Genomic DNA, 15,794 nt, shown 5'->3' with positions numbered 1-15,794 from the left:
CTCTTCCCACTGAGCTTCGCCTTCCAGCGCTTTCAGTGCGGAACCACGTACTACCGGCAGGTCATCACCCGGGAAGTCGTACTCGGACAGCAGTTCGCGAACTTCCATCTCGACCAGTTCCAGCAGCTCTTCGTCATCGACCATGTCGCACTTGTTCATGAACACGATGATGTACGGAACGCCTACCTGGCGACCCAGCAGGATGTGCTCACGAGTCTGCGGCATCGGGCCGTCAGTCGCTGCTACTACCAGGATTGCGCCGTCCATCTGGGCAGCACCGGTGATCATGTTTTTAACGTAGTCGGCGTGACCCGGGCAATCTACGTGAGCGTAGTGGCGGGTAGCGGTGTCGTATTCTACGTGGGAGGTGTTGATGGTGATACCACGCTCACGCTCTTCCGGTGCCTTGTCGATCTGGTCGAAGGCGAAAGCTTTACCACCGAAGTGCTTGGCCAGCACGTTGGTGATGGCGGCGGTCAGGGTGGTTTTACCGTGGTCAACGTGGCCGATGGTACCCACGTTAACGTGCGGTTTATTACGCTCAAATTTTTCTTTAGACATGATCGTCCCTCTAAACTAACGCTGAGTACGCGGTGGCAAGCTAACCACAGAACAGTTTATATGATGGATTTGAATCAGGGGGAGTAGAGAGGCTGGTGCTGACAGGCTGGTTCGATTGCCGAACTCACCCTAGGGTGTGGCTTTCAGAATTACCTGAGCCATATCAGCATCTTGGAGCGGGCAGCGGGAATCGAACCCGCATCATCAGCTTGGAAGGCTGAGGTAATAGCCATTATACGATGCCCGCATTTCTCTAACCCAAAGAACTCAAACCGCAGAGAAATATGGTGGAGGGAGAAGGATTCGAACCTTCGAAGGCAGAGCCGTCAGATTTACAGTCTGATCCCTTTGGCCGCTCGGGAACCCCTCCAGTTGCACAAATGCCACAACGGTAATTCTGCTTGCACCCGTTGTTTTTGTCGCTTTTGCTGGGCAAATAGGCGACAGACATCCAAGCGTCGCGCATTTTATGGTAAGGATTTTGGGGATGCAACCATTGCGCCTTGCAAAATGTGCATTATTGCCGGGATCTATGCAAAAAAACGCTCCTTCTCGGTCACGGCCAGACAGGTCCCTTGTCGCTCCCGACCCCTTGGTGTATGGTCGCCCTGCCCAAGAAACAGTGATGACACCATGACGACAGAGCATAACCCCTATTTGCAATTCACCCGCGAACAATGGGCGTTATTGCGCGATGCGGTCCCCCTGACCCTGACCGAGCACGATCTGCAGACCCTGCGTGGGATCAACGAGAAGGTGTCATTGCAGGAGGTGGAAGAGATTTATCTCCCCCTCTCCCGCCTGCTCAATCTCTACGTCAAGGCCAAGCAGCGCCGCAGCCGGGTGCTGGAACAGTTTCTGGGCCAGTCCCGCGGCAAGGGCACCTACATCATCAGCATCGCCGGCAGCGTGGCGGGTGGAAAAAGCACCACGGCGCGGATCCTGCAGGCCCTGCTGGAGCGTTGGCCGGAACACCCCAAGGTCGAACTCATCACCACGGATGGCTTTCTCTATTCCAAGAAGGAGCTGGAGGCCCGCGGCCTGATGCGCCGAAAGGGCTTCCCGGAATCCTATGACATCCGCCATCTGGTGGAGTTTGTGGCCAATGTCCGGGCCGGCCACGAGAGGGTCGAGGCCCCCGTCTACTCCCACCTCATCTACGACATCTTGCCCGACGAGAAGAAGGTGGTGGAGCAGCCGGACATCCTGATCCTGGAAGGGCTCAACGTGCTGCAAAGCGGCATGGACTACCCGCAGGATCCCCATCGCGTCTTTGTGTCGGATTTTGTCGACTTCTCCATCTACGTGGATGCCGAGGCAGACCTGCTCAAGAGCTGGTACATAGAGCGCTTCCTCAAGTTTCGCAGCGGCGCCTTCTCCGATCCCAACTCTTATTTCCATCACTATGCCCAGCTCAGCGATGGCGAGGCGGTGGCCGTCGCCTCCGGGATCTGGCAAGAGATCAACTATGTCAACCTGGTCGAAAACATACTGCCGACCCGGGAACGTGCAAACCTGATCCTGACCAAGGGCAACCAGCACGCCATAGAGCAGATCAAGCTGCGCAAGTAGCCGCAACGCTCGATACAAAAGCAGAGGGGGCCCACTGGCCCCCTCTTCATGTCCGCTATCCCGAGCGGACAATGCTCGCTCAGTCGCCCCGGCGCAGGGAGATCTCCCCCCCCAGGTAGTACTTGATCCCCTCCTCCGTCTCCAGACGCAGGGCGCCGCGATCGTCGATCCCCCGGGCCGTTCCGCGAATAACCTGATCCCCCATCAGCAGCTTCACCGGCTGACCGGCAAAGTGATCGAGCCGGTTCCACGCCTCGACAAAACTCGTCAGCCCCGTCTGTTCGAAGGTCTGCATGGCCTGCTGCAGATGCAGCAGCACGGAGGCGGCCAGCTGGTTGCGATCCACCAATTCGGGCTGGATGTGGCGAAGCTCGGACCAGGCCTGGTCGATCTTCTCCCCCTGCTGTCGTGGCATGGCCAGGTTCAGGCCGACCCCTATCACCAGATGGCAGCTGGCCCCGGCACTGCCGCTCATCTCCACCAGGATCCCAGCCAGCTTGCGGCCCTGATAGTAGAGATCGTTGGGCCACTTCAGCTCCACTCCGGGGTAGCCGAGGGATTCCAGCGCCTCCACCACGGCGACCCCGACCGCCAGGCTCAGTCCCATGGCGGCCGCCATGCCCTGTTCCAGCCGCCAGTACATGCTCAGGATCAGCTGGCAACCGAAGGGGGAGACCCAGGGCTTGCCACGGCGCCCCCGTCCGGCGGTCTGGCATTCTGCCAGACAGCTCTCGCCGGTGCTCAGCTGGTTGACACGCTCCAGCAGATACTGGTTCGTGGAGTCGATCACCGGGAAGCAATGCACCGGTGCCATGGGAGCCTGCGCCCGCAACTGAGCCTCGTCGTAGAGCGCCATGGGCACCGCCAGACGATAGCCCTTGCCGGTCAGGCTGAACAGATCCAGGCCCAGATCCTTGAGCGCGGCCATGTGCTTGCTCACCGCCGCCCGGCTGATGCCGAGCTGCTCGCCCAGCTGTTCGCCGGAGTGAAACTGGCCGTCGCTCAGCAGGCCGATCAGGGTCTGTCTGATGGGAGTCAGGGTCATGAGAGCACCTCGTCCAGCCAGGTCTCGCCTTGTGTTCCCATGAAGCGCACCTCGTGTTCCAGCGCCACGCCGAACTTCTGTTCCACGGTGTCGCGGACATGGGCCGCCAGGGCGATCAGTTCCATGGCGCTGGCACCACCGAGGTTGACCAGCACCAGTGCCTGCTCCTGGTGGACGGCGGCGCGGCCAATGGCAAAGCCCTTGAGCCCGCACTGATCGATGAGCCACCCCGCCGCCAGCTTGGCCAGCCCTTCACCCGCCGGATAGAGCGGCATCTGGGGGTATTTCCGCTTGAGGGACTCCGCCAGTGCGGCGGGCACCACGGGATTCTTGAAGAAGCTGCCCGCGTTGCCGAGTATCGCCGGGTCTGGCAGCTTGGTCATGCGGGTGGCGCAGACGGTATCAAAGATGGCTTGCGCCGTCGGAGCCTCGCCCAGTGCGGCCAGGGGGCCATAACCGGCAACCGGTCGCCAGGCCTTGGGCAGGCGCAACCCGACCGCGGTGATGAAGTGGCTGTCCTGGTAGTCGTGCTTGAAGATGCTATCACGGTAGCCGAATTGGCAGTCGGCTGCGGCGATGCGCTCCAGCTCGCCGCTTTGCCAGTTGAATGCTTCCACGTAGGCGCAGACGCTGGCCAGCTCGACCCCGTAGGCCCCGATGTTCTGCACCGGGGCGGCACCGACGGTGCCGGGGATCAGCGCCAGGTTCTCCAATCCGTGCCATCCCTGCCGCAGGGCATGGCACACCAGCTCGTGCCAGTTCTCGCCCGCCGCCACATGCAGGAGCCAGTGCTCGCCTTCGTCATGAGCCGCGATCCCCTTCATGCCGTTGTGCACCACCAGGCCGGCAAAGTCATCACAAAACAGGATGTTGCTCCCCCCTCCCAGCACCAGGCGCGGCAAGGCGCTCAGCTCGGCGCTGGCTCGCAGCTGCACGAGGTCATCGAGCTGGGTCACCTCTGCCAGCCAGAGGCAGTGAGCCTCGAGGCCCAGGGTGTTGAGGGTCGACAAGGGGGCATGGGGGGTGAGTTTCATCTGTGTGTCCCGACAAGATCAGGGGCGCAGTTTACCCCAGATCGTGCAGGACGAAAAATCCGGGTGCGGATCGGACTCAGACTTCTCGGACTCAATCCGCTGGAGTAGAGTAACTTCTTCGACCCCCTGAGGAGGCATGAATGAACAACCAATTCGCCGTCATCGGTCTCGGCCTGTTTGGCAGTGCGCTGTGTGAAGAGTTGCAGCGGCAGGATGCCGAAGTGCTGGCCATCGACATCGATGAGAGCAAGACCCGCCAGATCGCCACCCTGTGCAACCATGTCATCGTCGCCGATGCCACCGACGAGGCCACAGTCGCCGAACTCGGGCTGGCCAGCTTCGACATCGTCTTCGTCGCCATCGGCGACAACCTCGAGACCAGCATCCTCACCACCCTCGTGCTCAAAGAGGCCGGCGTGAAGAAGGTGTGGGTCAAGGCGCGCGACAAGTTTCACGCCAAGATCCTGCAGAAGGTGGGTGCCGACAAGGTGATCAACCCCGAGTGGGACATGGGGCGCCGGGTAGCCCAGAGCATGCTGGACAACCGCCTGTTCGACTATCTGGAGCTGGGCCACGACATGGTGCTGACCGAGTTCGTGATCGGTCTGCAACAGAACGCCCGCACTCTGGCCGATCTGCACCTGCTGCAGCAGAGCGACTTCCAGCTACTGGCCATCAAACGCGGTGAGGTGCTGCACAACGTGCTGACCGGCAAGATGGAGCTGCAGCTCGGTGACATCCTGATCCTGGCCGGCAACAAGCACGCCATCGATCACTGGCTCGACACCCTATGATCAACTGGCGCAGCAACTACACCTTCACCCTCTATCGGGAGGACAACTCCCGCTGGAGTGAAGCCAGGCTGATCCTCGGCAGCTTCCTCATCATCCTGCTGGTCGGCACCCTGTTTCTGGTTCAACCCTCCAGCCACAAGGGCGAGGTCACCTTCATCAACGCCCTGTTTACCGCCACCTCTGCCATCAGCGTGACCGGTCTCGGGGTGGTGGATACAGGTACGGCCTTCACGCTGCAGGGACAGATCATCCTGCTCATCCTGATGGAGATAGGCGGGCTGGGCCAGATGACCATGACCCTGCTGCTCATCGCCATGTTCAGCAAACGGGTCGGCCTGCGCCAGCAGGTACTGGCCAAGGAGGCGCTGGGGCAGGAAGGATCGGTCAACATCGTCCAGCTGGTGAAGCGCATCGTCCTGTTTGCCCTGATTGCCCAGCTGATCGGCACCGCCATCATGGCCATTCGCTGGGTACCCGAAATGGGGTGGTCCCACGGCCTCTACGTCAGCTTTTTCCATGCGGTATCCGCCTTCAACAACGCCGGTTTCTCGCTGTTTGCCAACAATCTCATGGACTATAGAGATGACCCCATCATCAGCCTGACCATTCCGGCCCTGCTCATCCTCGGCGGCGTCGGCTTCACCGTCATCGTCGATCTGGTGCGTCACCGTCGCTGGCGCAAGCTGAAACTGCACAGCAAGCTGATGCTGGTAATGACCCCTGCACTGCTGCTGCTGGGCACCCTGATGTTCTGGTTGCTGGAGCACAACAATCCCGGCACCTTCGGCAACGCCGACCTGGGCGGTCAACTACTGGCCGCCTTCTTCCAGTCTGCGACCGCCCGTACCGCAGGATTCAATACCATAGACATCGGCCAGATGGTGCCGGCCTCACTGCTGTTCATGATGATGCTGATGTTCATCGGGGCCGGGGCGACATCGACGGGGGGCGGTATCAAGGTGACAACCTTCGCCGTGGTGCTGCTGGCGACCCGGGCCTTCCTGACCAAACGACCCCATGTCACCGCCTATGGCCGCACACTCTCCCCCCAGATAGTGACCCGATCACTGGCCATCATCATCGTCAGCACCATGGTGCTGATGCTGGCGATGTTCCTGCTGATGCTCACCGAGTCACACTCTTTCGACAAGATCATGTTCGAGACCGTCTCGGCCTTTGCCACCGTCGGCCTCTCGACCGGCATCACTGGCTCCCTGAGCGAACCGGGCAAGCTGATCCTGGTGCTGGTGATGATCTGCGGCCGTCTCGGCCCGCTGACCCTGGCCATCATGCTCTCCAGACCGAGCGAGACCCGGATCCGCTATCCGGAAGAGAGCGTCTACACGGGGTGATCCTTTGCATGCAAGCGAATGAAGAGAGGGGCCCCTGGCCCCTCTCTTGCGTTCAACGCTTGTCAGCTCAGGCGGCCTTGCTCCCGCTCGAGCGCTTGCCCGTGCTCTTGCGGCCACCCCCACCTGCGCTGGCGGGGGCCGCGCTCTTGCGTCGGGTGAAGCGTCGCTTGGCCGCCCCCGGCGCCGTCTTTGGCAGGGCATTGAAGCTGGCGCCGGAATCCTGCCTGGCCCCCTCCACCAGCCCGTGCAGCTGTTCGGTCAGGGGCCCCATGAATTGCTGGTAGCTGCCGTGGCGCTCGGCGATCTGGCCGAGGCTCTGCTCCCACAGCGCCGTCATGTCCGGCGTAGTGGCGCTGGCAGGCAACACCTGAACCAGGGCTCGTCCGGTGGACGTCGCCTTGATGCTCTTGCCCTGACGCACCAGGAAGCGGCGCTTGAACAGCAGATCGATGATCCCGGCCCGGGTCGCCTCGGTGCCGAGGCCGTCGGTCTCCCGCAGGGTCTTGCGGATCTCGGGATCCTGCACGTAGCGGGCGATGCCGGTCATGGCCGCCAGCAGGGTGGCGTCGGTGAATGGCTTGGGCGGCTGGGTCATCTTCTCCAGCAACTCCCCCCGCTCGCAAAGCAGTTGCTCCCCCTTCTTCAGGGCGGGCAGAGTGCCGGCTTTCTCTTCATCGTCATCTTCCTCCACCCCGAGCAAGGCCTTCCAGCCCGCCTTGAGGATGCGGCGCGCCTTGGCCTGGAACAGGCCGCCGGCAAGGCGCAGCAGCACCTTGCTGTCGTTGTACTCGAACGGCGGATAGAACTGCAGCAGATACTGGCGGGCGATGAGGCCATAGAGTTTGGCCTCGTCGGCCCCCAGGCTCCCCTCGTTGCCGCGCTTCTCGGTGGGGATGATGGCGTGGTGGGCATCCACCTTGCCGTCGTTCCACGCCTTGCTGCGGATCCTGCCGTCCGCCTCGTTCACCGCCCTGGCCAGCGCCGGGGCCGTGGCGGCGATCGCCTCCCGCACCTGGGGCGCCAGGTTGAAGTGTTCGCTCGGCAGATGGCGACTGTCCGATCTGGGATAGGTGATGAGCTTGTGGCGCTCGTAGAGGCTCTGGCAGACATCCAGCACCCGCTTGGCATCCATGCCGAAACGCTTGGCCGCATCGATCTGCAGGCTGGAGAGGTTGTAGGGCAGCGGCGCCGCCTGCTTGCGGGCCTGCTCCTCCACCTCCTCTACCTGCGCGGACTGCCCCTGGATGCGCTCCACCACCTTGGCGGCCAGCGCCCGGTTGAGCACCCGCCCCTCCTCGTCCTGCCACGGCAAGCAAGCCTCGGAGGGCAGCCACTTGGCGCTGAAACGCTCGTTGTTGTCTGTCACCAAGTGGGCCAGCACCTCGTAGAAGGGCTTGGGGACGAAAGCCTCAATCTCGAGATCCCGTCGCACCACCAGCCCGAGCAAAGGGGTCTGCACCCGACCGACCGAGAGCAGCTCGCTGCAGCCCCCCTTGCGGCCCAGCAGGGTATAGGCGCGGGTCATGTTGATGCCATAGAGCCAGTCTGCCCGGCTGCGGGCCAGGGCCGACACCGCCAGGGGCACGAACTCCTTGTTGTCCCTGAGCTTGTCGAGGGCACGGCGCACCGCCGGCGGGTTGAGGTCGCTGATGAGGCAGCGCTGCACCGGTTTGGTTTTGGGGTAGCCGAGGAAGTCGATCACCTCGTCCACCAGCAGCTGCCCCTCCCTGTCCGGGTCACCGGCGTTGACCACGCAGTCGGCCTGCTTGATGAGACGCTTGATGACGGCGAGCTGGGCCTTGGTCTTGGTCTTGGCCACCAGCTGCCACTGGCTCGGCACTATAGGGAGGTGATCCATCCGCCACTGTTTGAAGGCGGCGTCATAGGCATCGGGCTCTGCCTGCTCCAGCAGGTGGCCGATGCACCAGGTCACCACATCCCCCTGGGCCGTCTCGATGAACCCTTCCCCCTTCTTGTGGGGCTTGGGCAAGACGTCGGCGATGGCGCGGCCAAGGCTGGGTTTCTCGGCGATAAAGAGTCGCATGACAGACACACCTGGATACTGTATATGCGAACAGTATACATCTCTCGCCACACAAAGCCCAAGCCCGGGCTGACCAGCCGATCCTGCAGGCGGAGGCTCCATCCTTTGCGACGTCCCTCCCCGTGCGCAGGCAAAGATCGGCTTATATACGGAAAACTATAGAAATATAAAACTTTCGAACAAAAAAAAGTTTTCACTCGAAATTAAAGTCATGACCAAGGTCAACCCCGTGAATCCCAAGACTACTACTATATTGGTATTACCCGATTCGAAGGACACTGTCGCCATGCTTGGAAAAATGCTGAGAAAGACCTGGTTCTGGCTCCTGCTGCTCGGAGCCCTGCTGGGGGTTGCCGCACTGGGGGTCACCGTCACCGTGCTGCACAAGACCAGCTCCACCGAGTTCTGCGTCTCCTGCCACACCATGCAGACCCCGCTCGCCGAGTATCAGGGCAGCGTCCACTTCCAGAACGCGAAGGGCATCCGTGCGGAGTGCGCCGATTGCCACATCCCCAATGATCCCGCCTCCTACCTCTGGACCAAGATCCGCGCCGTGAAGGACATCTATCACGAGGCGATCGGCACCCTCGACACCCCTGAAAAATACGAGGCCCACAAGCTGCGCATGGCGCAGTCGGTGTGGGATCAGCTCAAGGCCAACGACTCCGCCACCTGCCGCAGCTGTCACAGCTACGCCGCCATGGACATCCTGGCCCAGCGCCCCAACGCCCGCGCCGAGCACCCGGTCGCCATCAAGGAGGGACAGACCTGTATCGACTGCCACCGCGGCGTCGCCCACATCATGCCCGACATGAGCGAGCTGGCCGCCGCCGGTGCCAGCGAACTGGCCGCGGCTGCCGCCCAGACGCCCACCTCGGTCACCACCCGCTACGCCATCGCCACCACCCCGCTCTATCTGGATGCCAAGGCCACCACGGATGAAGGCACCCTGATGCCCTCCACCCAGGTCGCCATCCTGGCCAGCGACAACGGCCGCGCCCAGGTGCGCATCGACGGCTGGCAGCAGGACGGGGTGAGCGAGGTGTTCTACGCCGCTCCCGGCAAACGGATCCTGAGCGTGCTGGTCGGCGAGGCCGCCAGAAAGGCCCTAGTGACCGGCAAGAGCGAGACCGACAGCGCCACCAACCTCACCTGGCATCAGGTCAGCCTGACCGCCTGGGTCGACCAGCGCCAGCTCATCGGCGATCAGGGCAAACTGTGGCAATACGCCTCCACCCTGATGTCCAACAACTGCACCGGCTGCCACGGTCTCACCGCGCTCGACCACTTCAATGCCAACCAGTGGATCGGCGTCATCAAGGGGATGGAGTCCCGTACCTCCCTCACCCCGGAGCAGGCTCGCATGCTCACCCAATACGTGCAGAAACACGCCAGTGACATGAGCGCGGCCCACTAAGGCCGGAACAGAGGATTTCTCCATGACTTTTTTCAATGACCAACAGACCAACCTCTCCCGCCGCAGCCTGCTCAAGGGCCTGGGGGCCTGCGCCGCCCTGCCCCTGCTCGGCACCCTGTTCCCGAAACACGCCCTGGCCCAGGCCATCAGCACGGCCCTCGAACAGTTCCCCACCCTGGTGCCCGCCCAGAAGGGCATACTGACCGGTGCCCACTGGGGAGCGTTCGAGGCCATCGTCGCCGATGGTCGCATGGTACGCGTCCAGCCGGTGGCGGACGATCCGGCGCCGAACGATCTCATCGACATGGCGCCGTTCCAGGTGCACGCCAAAAATCGCATCAAGTACCCCATGGTACGCAAGAGCTGGCTGGAACACGGCCCGGGCGCCAAGCCCGAGCTGCGCGGTGCCGACCAGTGGGTACGGGTGAGCTGGGACAAGGCCATCGAACTGGTGGCCGGCGAGATCCAGCGGGTCCAGAGCGACTTCGGTCCCCAGGCCATCCACGCCGGTTCCTACGGCTGGAAGAGTGTCGGCATGTTCCACAACAGCCGCACCCTGCTGCACCGCCTGATGAACCTGGCTGGCGGCTTCACCGGCTATGCGGGTGACTACTCCACCGGCGCCGCCCAGGTGATCATGTCCCACGTGATGGGCTCCATCGAGGTGTATGAGCAGCAGACCGCCTGGCCCAACGTGGTGGAGCACGCCGAGCTGGTGGTGCTCTGGGGGGTCAACGCCCAGGTCACCCTGAAGAACAGCTGGAACATGCCGGATCACGAGGGGCAGGCCGGCTTCAAGGCGCTGAAAGAGAAGGGCACCCGGGTCATCAGCATCGATCCCGTCTACAACGAGACAGCCAAGCAGGCCAACGCCGAGTGGATTGCCCCGAACGCCTACACCGACGTGGCCATGATGCTGGGGGTGGCCCACACCCTGTATAGCGAGAAGAAGCACGATCAGGCCTTCCTCGATCGCTACACCACGGGGTTCGACACCTTCCTCGCCTACCTGCTCGGCAAGGACGACGGCGAGCCGAAGAGCGCCGAGTGGGCGGCCGCCATCTGCGGCGTCGAGGCCAAGGTGATCCGCCAGCTCGCCCTCGACATGGCATCCAGGCGCACCATGATCATGGCGGGCTGGGGCATGCAGCGGCAGCACCACGGCGAGCAGCCGAACTGGATGCTGATCACCCTGGCGGCCATGCTGGGCCAGATCGGCCTGCCTGGCGGGGGCTACGGCTTCAGCTATCACTACTCCTCCGGTGGCAGCCCCACCGCCAAGGGGGGCATACTGGCCGGTATCTCCGCCGGCAACGCGCCGAAGAACAGCCCGGCCCCCATCCCGGTGGCCCGCATCGCCGACTGCCTGGCCAACCCGGGCAAGACCATCGACTTCAACGGCCGCAAGGTGACCTACCCGGAGGTCAAGCTGGTGTACGTGGCGGGCGGCAACCCCTTCCACCACCACCAGGACACCAACAACCTGCTACAGGCCTGGCGCAGGCCGCAGACCGTGATCGTCCACGAGCCCTACTGGACCGCCACCGCCAAGCACGCCGACATAGTGCTGCCGGTGACCACCAGCTACGAGCGCAACGATCTGGAGATGGGGGGCGACTACTCCCAGCGCTATGTCTTCCCGATGCACCAGTGCGTACCGCCCCAGTTTGAAGCGCGCAACGACTTTGACATTTTCAGCGCCGTGGCCGCCAAGCTGGGGCTGCAGGAGCAGTACACCGAGGGCAAGGACGAGATGCTGTGGCTCAAGCAGATGTACGACGGCATGGCCGCCCAGGCACGCGGTGCCCGGGTGGCACTGCCGCCGTTCAGCATGTTCTGGGAATCCAACAACTATGTGCGCTTCCCGGTGCCGGAGGCGAACCGCCAGTGGATCCGTCACGCCGATTTTCGCGAGAACCCGCTGCTGAACCCCCTCGGCACCCCGTCCGGCAAGATAGAGATCTTCTCCAAGACGGTGGCGAGCATGGGCTATGCCGACTGCGCCGGCCACCCCAGGTGGTATGAACCCAGGGAGTGGGTGAAGAGCGAAGTGGCGGCGCGCTATCCCCTGTCGCTCAACACCTCCCACCCGACCCAACGGCTGCACTCCCAGCTCGACAACACCCCGCTGCGGGACAAGTTCGCGGTGGCCGACCGGGAGGCCATCCTGATCCACCCGGCCGATGCCAAGGCGCGCGGCATCCAGGATGGCGATCTGGTGCGCGCCTTCAACGAGCGCGGCCAGATACTGGTAGGGGCCCGGATCTCCGAGGATATCCGCCCCGGGGTGGTGCGGATCTGCGAGGGAGCCTGGTTCGACCCGGCCAAGCCGGGGGAGGCGGGGAGCCTGTGCAAGAACGGCAACGTCAACTGCCTCACCTTCGATGAAGGCTCCTCCAGCCTGGCCCAGGGCAACTGCGGCCACATGGCCCAATTGCAGATAGAGAAGTACAGCGGCCCCGTGCCGGCCAACACCGCCCACGAGGTGCCCGCCAACGCCTGATGTTGGCTGGCAGGCCAACAAAAACGGCGCCATCAAGGCGCCGTTTTCTTATTCAAATGACCTAGAAGGGCCTTCGAAGTCCCCTTCGACCCTGTGCTCTTCCGCACACTCGACCCAGGTTGTGGCCAGAGCGCAGACGAGGCGACTCAGAAGTCACCCTCAACCATGTACTCTTCCGCACACTCCACCAGCTGGGGCCAGAGATCTTCCGGCACCCAGGCCTCGGGGTCGTCCTCGTCCCCGTCATACTGGGTCCAGAAGAAGGCCCGCAACCCGCTCGCGAAGTCGTCGCTGATCTCCGCCAGCTCGGAGAGCGGCCCCAGCCAGGCGATGCGACGCAGGCCGGAGGCGAGGTCGTTGATGGCGTCCATCAGGCTGCGGTCGTCCAGGCTCTGCTCCACCAGCAGGGTGAAGCGCTCGCGGGCGCTTTCGGTCTGGTCTTCGTCCAGCTCGCCCACATCGGCCAGCAGATCGACGAAATCCTCCAGCAGGAACTGGATCAGGGCGTCCCTGTCCTCAAACCACTGGATCTGGGCTCCCTTGGTCCCCAGCACGGAGGCATCGAACGAATCGTCGAGATGACACAGTGCCCACGGATCGTCACTCATTGCTACCCTTCCTCAACCTTGAAACAAAGTGCCTTATCTTATGCCGGGCGCCCCCCCCTTGCCAGCGCGGGCGAAACAGGGCGCCAACGATGCCTAGCTCTCGATCCTGGCCACCTTGGGCAGGGAGAGCGAAGCGGCCAGACCGCCGAGCTCCGCCCGCCCCATGATGAGGCTGCCACGATAGGCTTCCGCCAGATCCGAGACGATGTTGAGGCCGAGGCCGGAGCCCGGCACTTTCTCGTCGAGGCGCACCCCCCGTAGCACCGCCTTGGCGATCTGATCCTCGCTCATGCCGGGACCGTCATCCTCGATGCGCAGGGTGATCCAGCCCCCCAGCTCGGCGCTGGAGATACGCAGCCGGCCGGCGGACCACTTGAAGGCGTTCTCCAGCAGGTTGCCCACCATCTCGTCGAAGTCCTGCTCCTCCACCCCGACCGCCAGATTGGCCGGCACCTGCAGATCCACCTCCCTGCCCGGATAGAGGCGGGAGAAGGCGCGGCAGATGTACTCCACCCGCGCCCGCACCGGGGTCGACACCCCGAGGATCTTGGCGGCGCCGGTCACCCTCGCCTTGCCGAGGTGGTAGTCGATGTGGCGCTGGATCTGATCGAGCTGCTCGCCGAGGGCGGCCTGATCCTCCGGCGGCAGCTGGGCCACCTGGTTGCGCATGATGCTGAGCGGCGTCTTGAGGGCGTGGGCCAGGTTGCCAGTGTGGGAGCGGGCCCGCTGCAACAGCTCGCCGTAGTGGTGCAGCAGCCGGTTGATGTCCTCCACCAGCGGCTGGATCTCCAGCGGATAGCGCAGCCTGAACCCCTCCTGATGGCCCTGATGGACCCGGCTCAGCTCGCGGCGAAGCAGGTGGAGCGGGCGCAGGCCGTAGACGATCTGGAACATGAAGCCGAGCACAAGGCCCGTGGCCGCGAAGCCGAGGCCGAGGAAGAGGCTGATCCGGGTCTTCTTCAGGGTCTGGGTCAAAGCGCTGCTGTCCTTGGCCATCACCAGGGTGAAGACCCTATCCGAACCCGGCAACAACACGGTGCGGGTCATGATCAGCAGGGGCTCCTTGTTGGGCCCCTTGCCGACGAAAAGATCCGGATCGCCGAAGGCCGACTTCAGGCCGTGGGCGCTCAGGTGGGCATCCCACAGGGAACGGGAGCGGCTCACCACCGTCTCGCCCAGCTCCAGCTGCCAGTAGTAGCCGGAATAGGGCTGACGATACCGGGGGTCGGCCATGGGTTCGGTCACGACAGGCATGCCATCCGGCTGGATCTCGAGGCGGGAGAGCAGATCGTAGAGCTGCAGGCGAAGGCCGTCAGCCTCCGCCTCCTGCCAGTAGTTGCGCATCATGGTCTGCAGGCTGAAACCGGTGGCAAACAGGAAGAGGCCGCACCAGACCAGGGCGATGGCTACCAGCCGTCCCCGCAGGGTTCGCACCAGCCTCATTCAGCCCACCATGACGTCTCGTACCTCAGCGTCATTCGTTGATCCGGTAACCGAGCCCGCGCACCGTCTCGATCAGATCGGCATGGGTCTTCTTGCGGATCCGGCCGATGAACACCTCCACCGTGTTGGAGTCGCGATCGAAATCCTGGGCATAGATGTGGTCGATGAGCTCGCTGCGGGACACCACCTTGCCCCTGTGCTGCATCAGGTAACCCAGCACCCGGAATTCGTGCGCGGTGAGCTTGATGGGGGTACCTTCGTACCAGACCTGGGAGGCCGCCATGTCGAGACGCACCCCGCCGATCTCGAGGATGGAGCTGGCGTTGCCCGCGGCCCGCCGCACCAGGGCCTGCACCCGGGCGACCAGCTCGGCGACCTGGAACGGCTTGGTGAGGTAGTCGTCGGCCCCGGCGTTCAATCCCTCGATCTTCTCATGCAGCTGGCCGCGGGCGGTCAGCACCAGCACAGGGGTGTCGATCCCCTTGCTGCGCCACTCCTTCAGCACGCTCAGGCCGTCGCGCCCCGGCAGGCCGAGATCCAGGATGATGGCGTCATAGGGTTCGGTCTCGCCGAGAAAGCCCGCCTCGTTGCCGTCGTGGCAGAGGTCGGTCACGAAACCAGACAGGCGCAACTGTTCAGCCAGCTGGTTCGCCAGGATCTTTTCATCTTCAACTATCAGAATTCGCATAAATGGATATCCAAAGCAGAATTGCGCCTCTCTCGGCAGCGGTTGGAGGCGAGGCACCAGGGTGGTGGGGCAGCCGGGATCACTCCTCGTCCGGAGGCGGGCGCGGCTCGAACAGGCGCTCCAGATGGTGTCCCTTGAGCCACACCATCTCCAGGTTGTCGGCCCGATAGCCCACCTTGATGACGCTGTTTTCCTCGTCGATGAGCCTGAGCTCGTACAGCCAGACCCCGTCTTCCTCCCCCAGGTCGACGCGCAGCACGCGCACCGGCAGGCGGGACGCCACCTCCATCAGCTCATGAAAAGGCCGTATCCGCCCCTCGCTCACTGCCTGTTGCAGCAAGGCCTCGTTCGGCTGGGCCGCCTGCACCAGCATCGGCAGCAGCAATCCAAGCAGGGGCAGCGCGCTATTCATGGGTGATTCATCTCTCAAAACCTAACATAATGCCGTTTATAGTGTGCCTGCCATGAATCCGGAATGAATATGATCCCACGCAGTATCCTGCTGATCTTGTGTCTCTTTTCCACCGTTGGCTGGGCGGCCCAGAGCCGTCTCGACATGGCCGGACTGGTCAAGCTGTTGCTGGCTCAAGGGTACCACGACATTCGGGAAGTGGAGCTGGAAGACGACAAATTCGAGGTGGACACCCTGAATGCCGACAACCAGCGGGTCCAGCTGGAGGTCGACGCCTACAGCGGGGAGATCACCAAAAAAGAGGCCAGATAGGCCTCTTCT

13 protein-coding genes, 2 tRNA genes and 1 pseudogene are annotated in these 15,794 nt (G+C 63.2%); 6 read left to right on the top strand and 10 right to left on the bottom strand.

What is annotated here, in order from left to right; all coding sequences use genetic code 11:
- The 3 genes and pseudogenes from J9885_RS20035 to J9885_RS19805 all read right to left on the bottom strand — a co-directional run.
- Nucleotides 1-561 (bottom strand): annotated as a pseudogene (locus J9885_RS20035) (GTP-binding protein); the annotation flags it as partial.
- A gap of 172 nt (nucleotides 562-733) precedes the next feature.
- A tRNA-Gly gene (locus J9885_RS19810) sits at nucleotides 734-808 on the bottom strand.
- Nucleotides 809-846: 38 nt separating this feature from the next.
- Nucleotides 847-931: transfer RNA gene (locus tag J9885_RS19805), tRNA-Tyr, on the bottom strand.
- A gap of 263 nt (nucleotides 932-1,194) precedes the next feature.
- Here J9885_RS19805 and coaA point away from each other — a divergent pair.
- A complete protein-coding gene (gene coaA / locus J9885_RS19800; protein ID WP_043762495.1) occupies nucleotides 1,195-2,133 on the top strand; it encodes a type I pantothenate kinase in 939 nt (312 codons plus the stop codon).
- A gap of 79 nt (nucleotides 2,134-2,212) precedes the next feature.
- Here coaA and birA read toward each other — a convergent pair whose 3' ends face one another.
- Nucleotides 2,213-3,178 (bottom strand): bifunctional biotin--[acetyl-CoA-carboxylase] ligase/biotin operon repressor BirA, encoded by a 966-nt coding sequence (gene birA, locus J9885_RS19795; protein ID WP_043762493.1) that lies wholly within the window; start codon nucleotides 3,176-3,178, stop codon nucleotides 2,213-2,215.
- The gene (gene murB / locus J9885_RS19790) at nucleotides 3,175-4,212 is read right to left on the bottom strand and encodes a UDP-N-acetylmuramate dehydrogenase (RefSeq protein WP_210550509.1); all 1,038 of its coding nucleotides are present in this window, start codon (nucleotides 4,210-4,212) and stop codon (nucleotides 3,175-3,177) included. Before murB ends, birA begins: the two co-directional genes overlap by 4 nt.
- A gap of 140 nt (nucleotides 4,213-4,352) precedes the next feature.
- On the opposite strand from murB, the gene J9885_RS19785 reads away from it, so the two are divergent.
- Nucleotides 4,353-5,006 (top strand): TrkA family potassium uptake protein, encoded by a 654-nt coding sequence (locus J9885_RS19785; protein ID WP_134694305.1) that lies wholly within the window; start codon nucleotides 4,353-4,355, stop codon nucleotides 5,004-5,006.
- Nucleotides 5,003-6,358: a TrkH family potassium uptake protein gene (locus J9885_RS19780; RefSeq protein WP_210550508.1), complete on the top strand. Its 1,356-nt coding sequence runs from the start codon at nucleotides 5,003-5,005 to the stop codon at nucleotides 6,356-6,358. Before J9885_RS19785 ends, J9885_RS19780 begins: the two co-directional genes overlap by 4 nt.
- A 67-nt stretch (nucleotides 6,359-6,425) precedes the next feature.
- On the opposite strand, the gene J9885_RS19775 is transcribed toward J9885_RS19780, so the two are convergent.
- Nucleotides 6,426-8,402, bottom strand: a complete 1,977-nt coding sequence (locus tag J9885_RS19775) for a DNA topoisomerase III (RefSeq protein WP_210550507.1) — start codon at nucleotides 8,400-8,402, stop codon at nucleotides 6,426-6,428.
- Nucleotides 8,403-8,688: 286 nt separating this feature from the next.
- Between J9885_RS19775 and J9885_RS19770 the strand changes: the two genes are divergently transcribed.
- Entirely contained in the window at nucleotides 8,689-9,819 is a 1,131-nt protein-coding gene (locus J9885_RS19770) for a NapC/NirT family cytochrome c (RefSeq protein ID WP_210550506.1), read from the top strand.
- 22 nt (nucleotides 9,820-9,841) lie between these two features.
- Nucleotides 9,842-12,322 (top strand): trimethylamine-N-oxide reductase TorA, encoded by a 2,481-nt coding sequence (gene torA, locus J9885_RS19765; RefSeq protein WP_210550505.1) that lies wholly within the window; start codon nucleotides 9,842-9,844, stop codon nucleotides 12,320-12,322.
- 146 nt (nucleotides 12,323-12,468) lie between these two features.
- Here torA and J9885_RS19760 read toward each other — a convergent pair whose 3' ends face one another.
- The 4 genes from J9885_RS19760 to J9885_RS19745 form a co-directional block, all read right to left on the bottom strand.
- Nucleotides 12,469-12,930 carry a hypothetical protein gene (locus tag J9885_RS19760; protein ID WP_043763982.1) on the bottom strand — a complete coding sequence of 154 codons (462 nt, stop codon included), beginning with the start codon at nucleotides 12,928-12,930 and terminating at the stop codon, nucleotides 12,469-12,471.
- A gap of 93 nt (nucleotides 12,931-13,023) precedes the next feature.
- The gene (locus J9885_RS19755) at nucleotides 13,024-14,373 is read right to left on the bottom strand and encodes a sensor histidine kinase (protein WP_210550504.1); all 1,350 of its coding nucleotides are present in this window, start codon (nucleotides 14,371-14,373) and stop codon (nucleotides 13,024-13,026) included.
- A 31-nt stretch (nucleotides 14,374-14,404) separates the two neighbouring features.
- The gene (locus tag J9885_RS19750) at nucleotides 14,405-15,061 is read right to left on the bottom strand and encodes a response regulator transcription factor (protein ID WP_043763985.1); all 657 of its coding nucleotides are present in this window, start codon (nucleotides 15,059-15,061) and stop codon (nucleotides 14,405-14,407) included.
- A gap of 79 nt (nucleotides 15,062-15,140) precedes the next feature.
- The gene (locus tag J9885_RS19745) at nucleotides 15,141-15,473 is read right to left on the bottom strand and encodes a hypothetical protein (RefSeq protein ID WP_043763986.1); all 333 of its coding nucleotides are present in this window, start codon (nucleotides 15,471-15,473) and stop codon (nucleotides 15,141-15,143) included.
- A gap of 63 nt (nucleotides 15,474-15,536) precedes the next feature.
- On the opposite strand from J9885_RS19745, the gene J9885_RS19740 reads away from it, so the two are divergent.
- Nucleotides 15,537-15,785: a PepSY domain-containing protein gene (locus J9885_RS19740; protein ID WP_043763988.1), complete on the top strand. Its 249-nt coding sequence runs from the start codon at nucleotides 15,537-15,539 to the stop codon at nucleotides 15,783-15,785.
- The last annotated feature ends 9 nt before the right edge of the window (nucleotides 15,786-15,794 follow it).

Origin of the sequence: Aeromonas sp. SrichE-2G, assembly GCF_017939565.1 — a bacterium.
In the GTDB taxonomy this organism is placed as follows: Bacteria; Pseudomonadota; Gammaproteobacteria; order Enterobacterales; family Aeromonadaceae; genus Aeromonas; species Aeromonas taiwanensis.
This window is presented reverse-complemented; position numbering and strand designations above follow the sequence as displayed.

Coding starts and splice junctions, on each gene's coding strand:
- coaA (WP_043762495.1), top strand. CDS start 1,195: ATGACGACAGAGCATAACCCCTATTTGCAATTCACCCGCGAACAATGG.
- birA (WP_043762493.1), bottom strand. CDS start 3,178: ATGACCCTGACTCCCATCAGACAGACCCTGATCGGCCTGCTGAGCGAC.
- murB (WP_210550509.1), bottom strand. CDS start 4,212: ATGAAACTCACCCCCCATGCCCCCTTGTCGACCCTCAACACCCTGGGC.
- J9885_RS19785 (WP_134694305.1), top strand. CDS start 4,353: ATGAACAACCAATTCGCCGTCATCGGTCTCGGCCTGTTTGGCAGTGCG.
- J9885_RS19780 (WP_210550508.1), top strand. CDS start 5,003: ATGATCAACTGGCGCAGCAACTACACCTTCACCCTCTATCGGGAGGAC.
- J9885_RS19775 (WP_210550507.1), bottom strand. CDS start 8,402: ATGCGACTCTTTATCGCCGAGAAACCCAGCCTTGGCCGCGCCATCGCC.
- J9885_RS19770 (WP_210550506.1), top strand. CDS start 8,689: ATGCTTGGAAAAATGCTGAGAAAGACCTGGTTCTGGCTCCTGCTGCTC.
- torA (WP_210550505.1), top strand. CDS start 9,842: ATGACTTTTTTCAATGACCAACAGACCAACCTCTCCCGCCGCAGCCTG.
- J9885_RS19760 (WP_043763982.1), bottom strand. CDS start 12,930: ATGAGTGACGATCCGTGGGCACTGTGTCATCTCGACGATTCGTTCGAT.
- J9885_RS19755 (WP_210550504.1), bottom strand. CDS start 14,373: ATGAGGCTGGTGCGAACCCTGCGGGGACGGCTGGTAGCCATCGCCCTG.
- J9885_RS19750 (WP_043763985.1), bottom strand. CDS start 15,061: ATGCGAATTCTGATAGTTGAAGATGAAAAGATCCTGGCGAACCAGCTG.
- J9885_RS19745 (WP_043763986.1), bottom strand. CDS start 15,473: ATGAATAGCGCGCTGCCCCTGCTTGGATTGCTGCTGCCGATGCTGGTG.
- J9885_RS19740 (WP_043763988.1), top strand. CDS start 15,537: ATGAATATGATCCCACGCAGTATCCTGCTGATCTTGTGTCTCTTTTCC.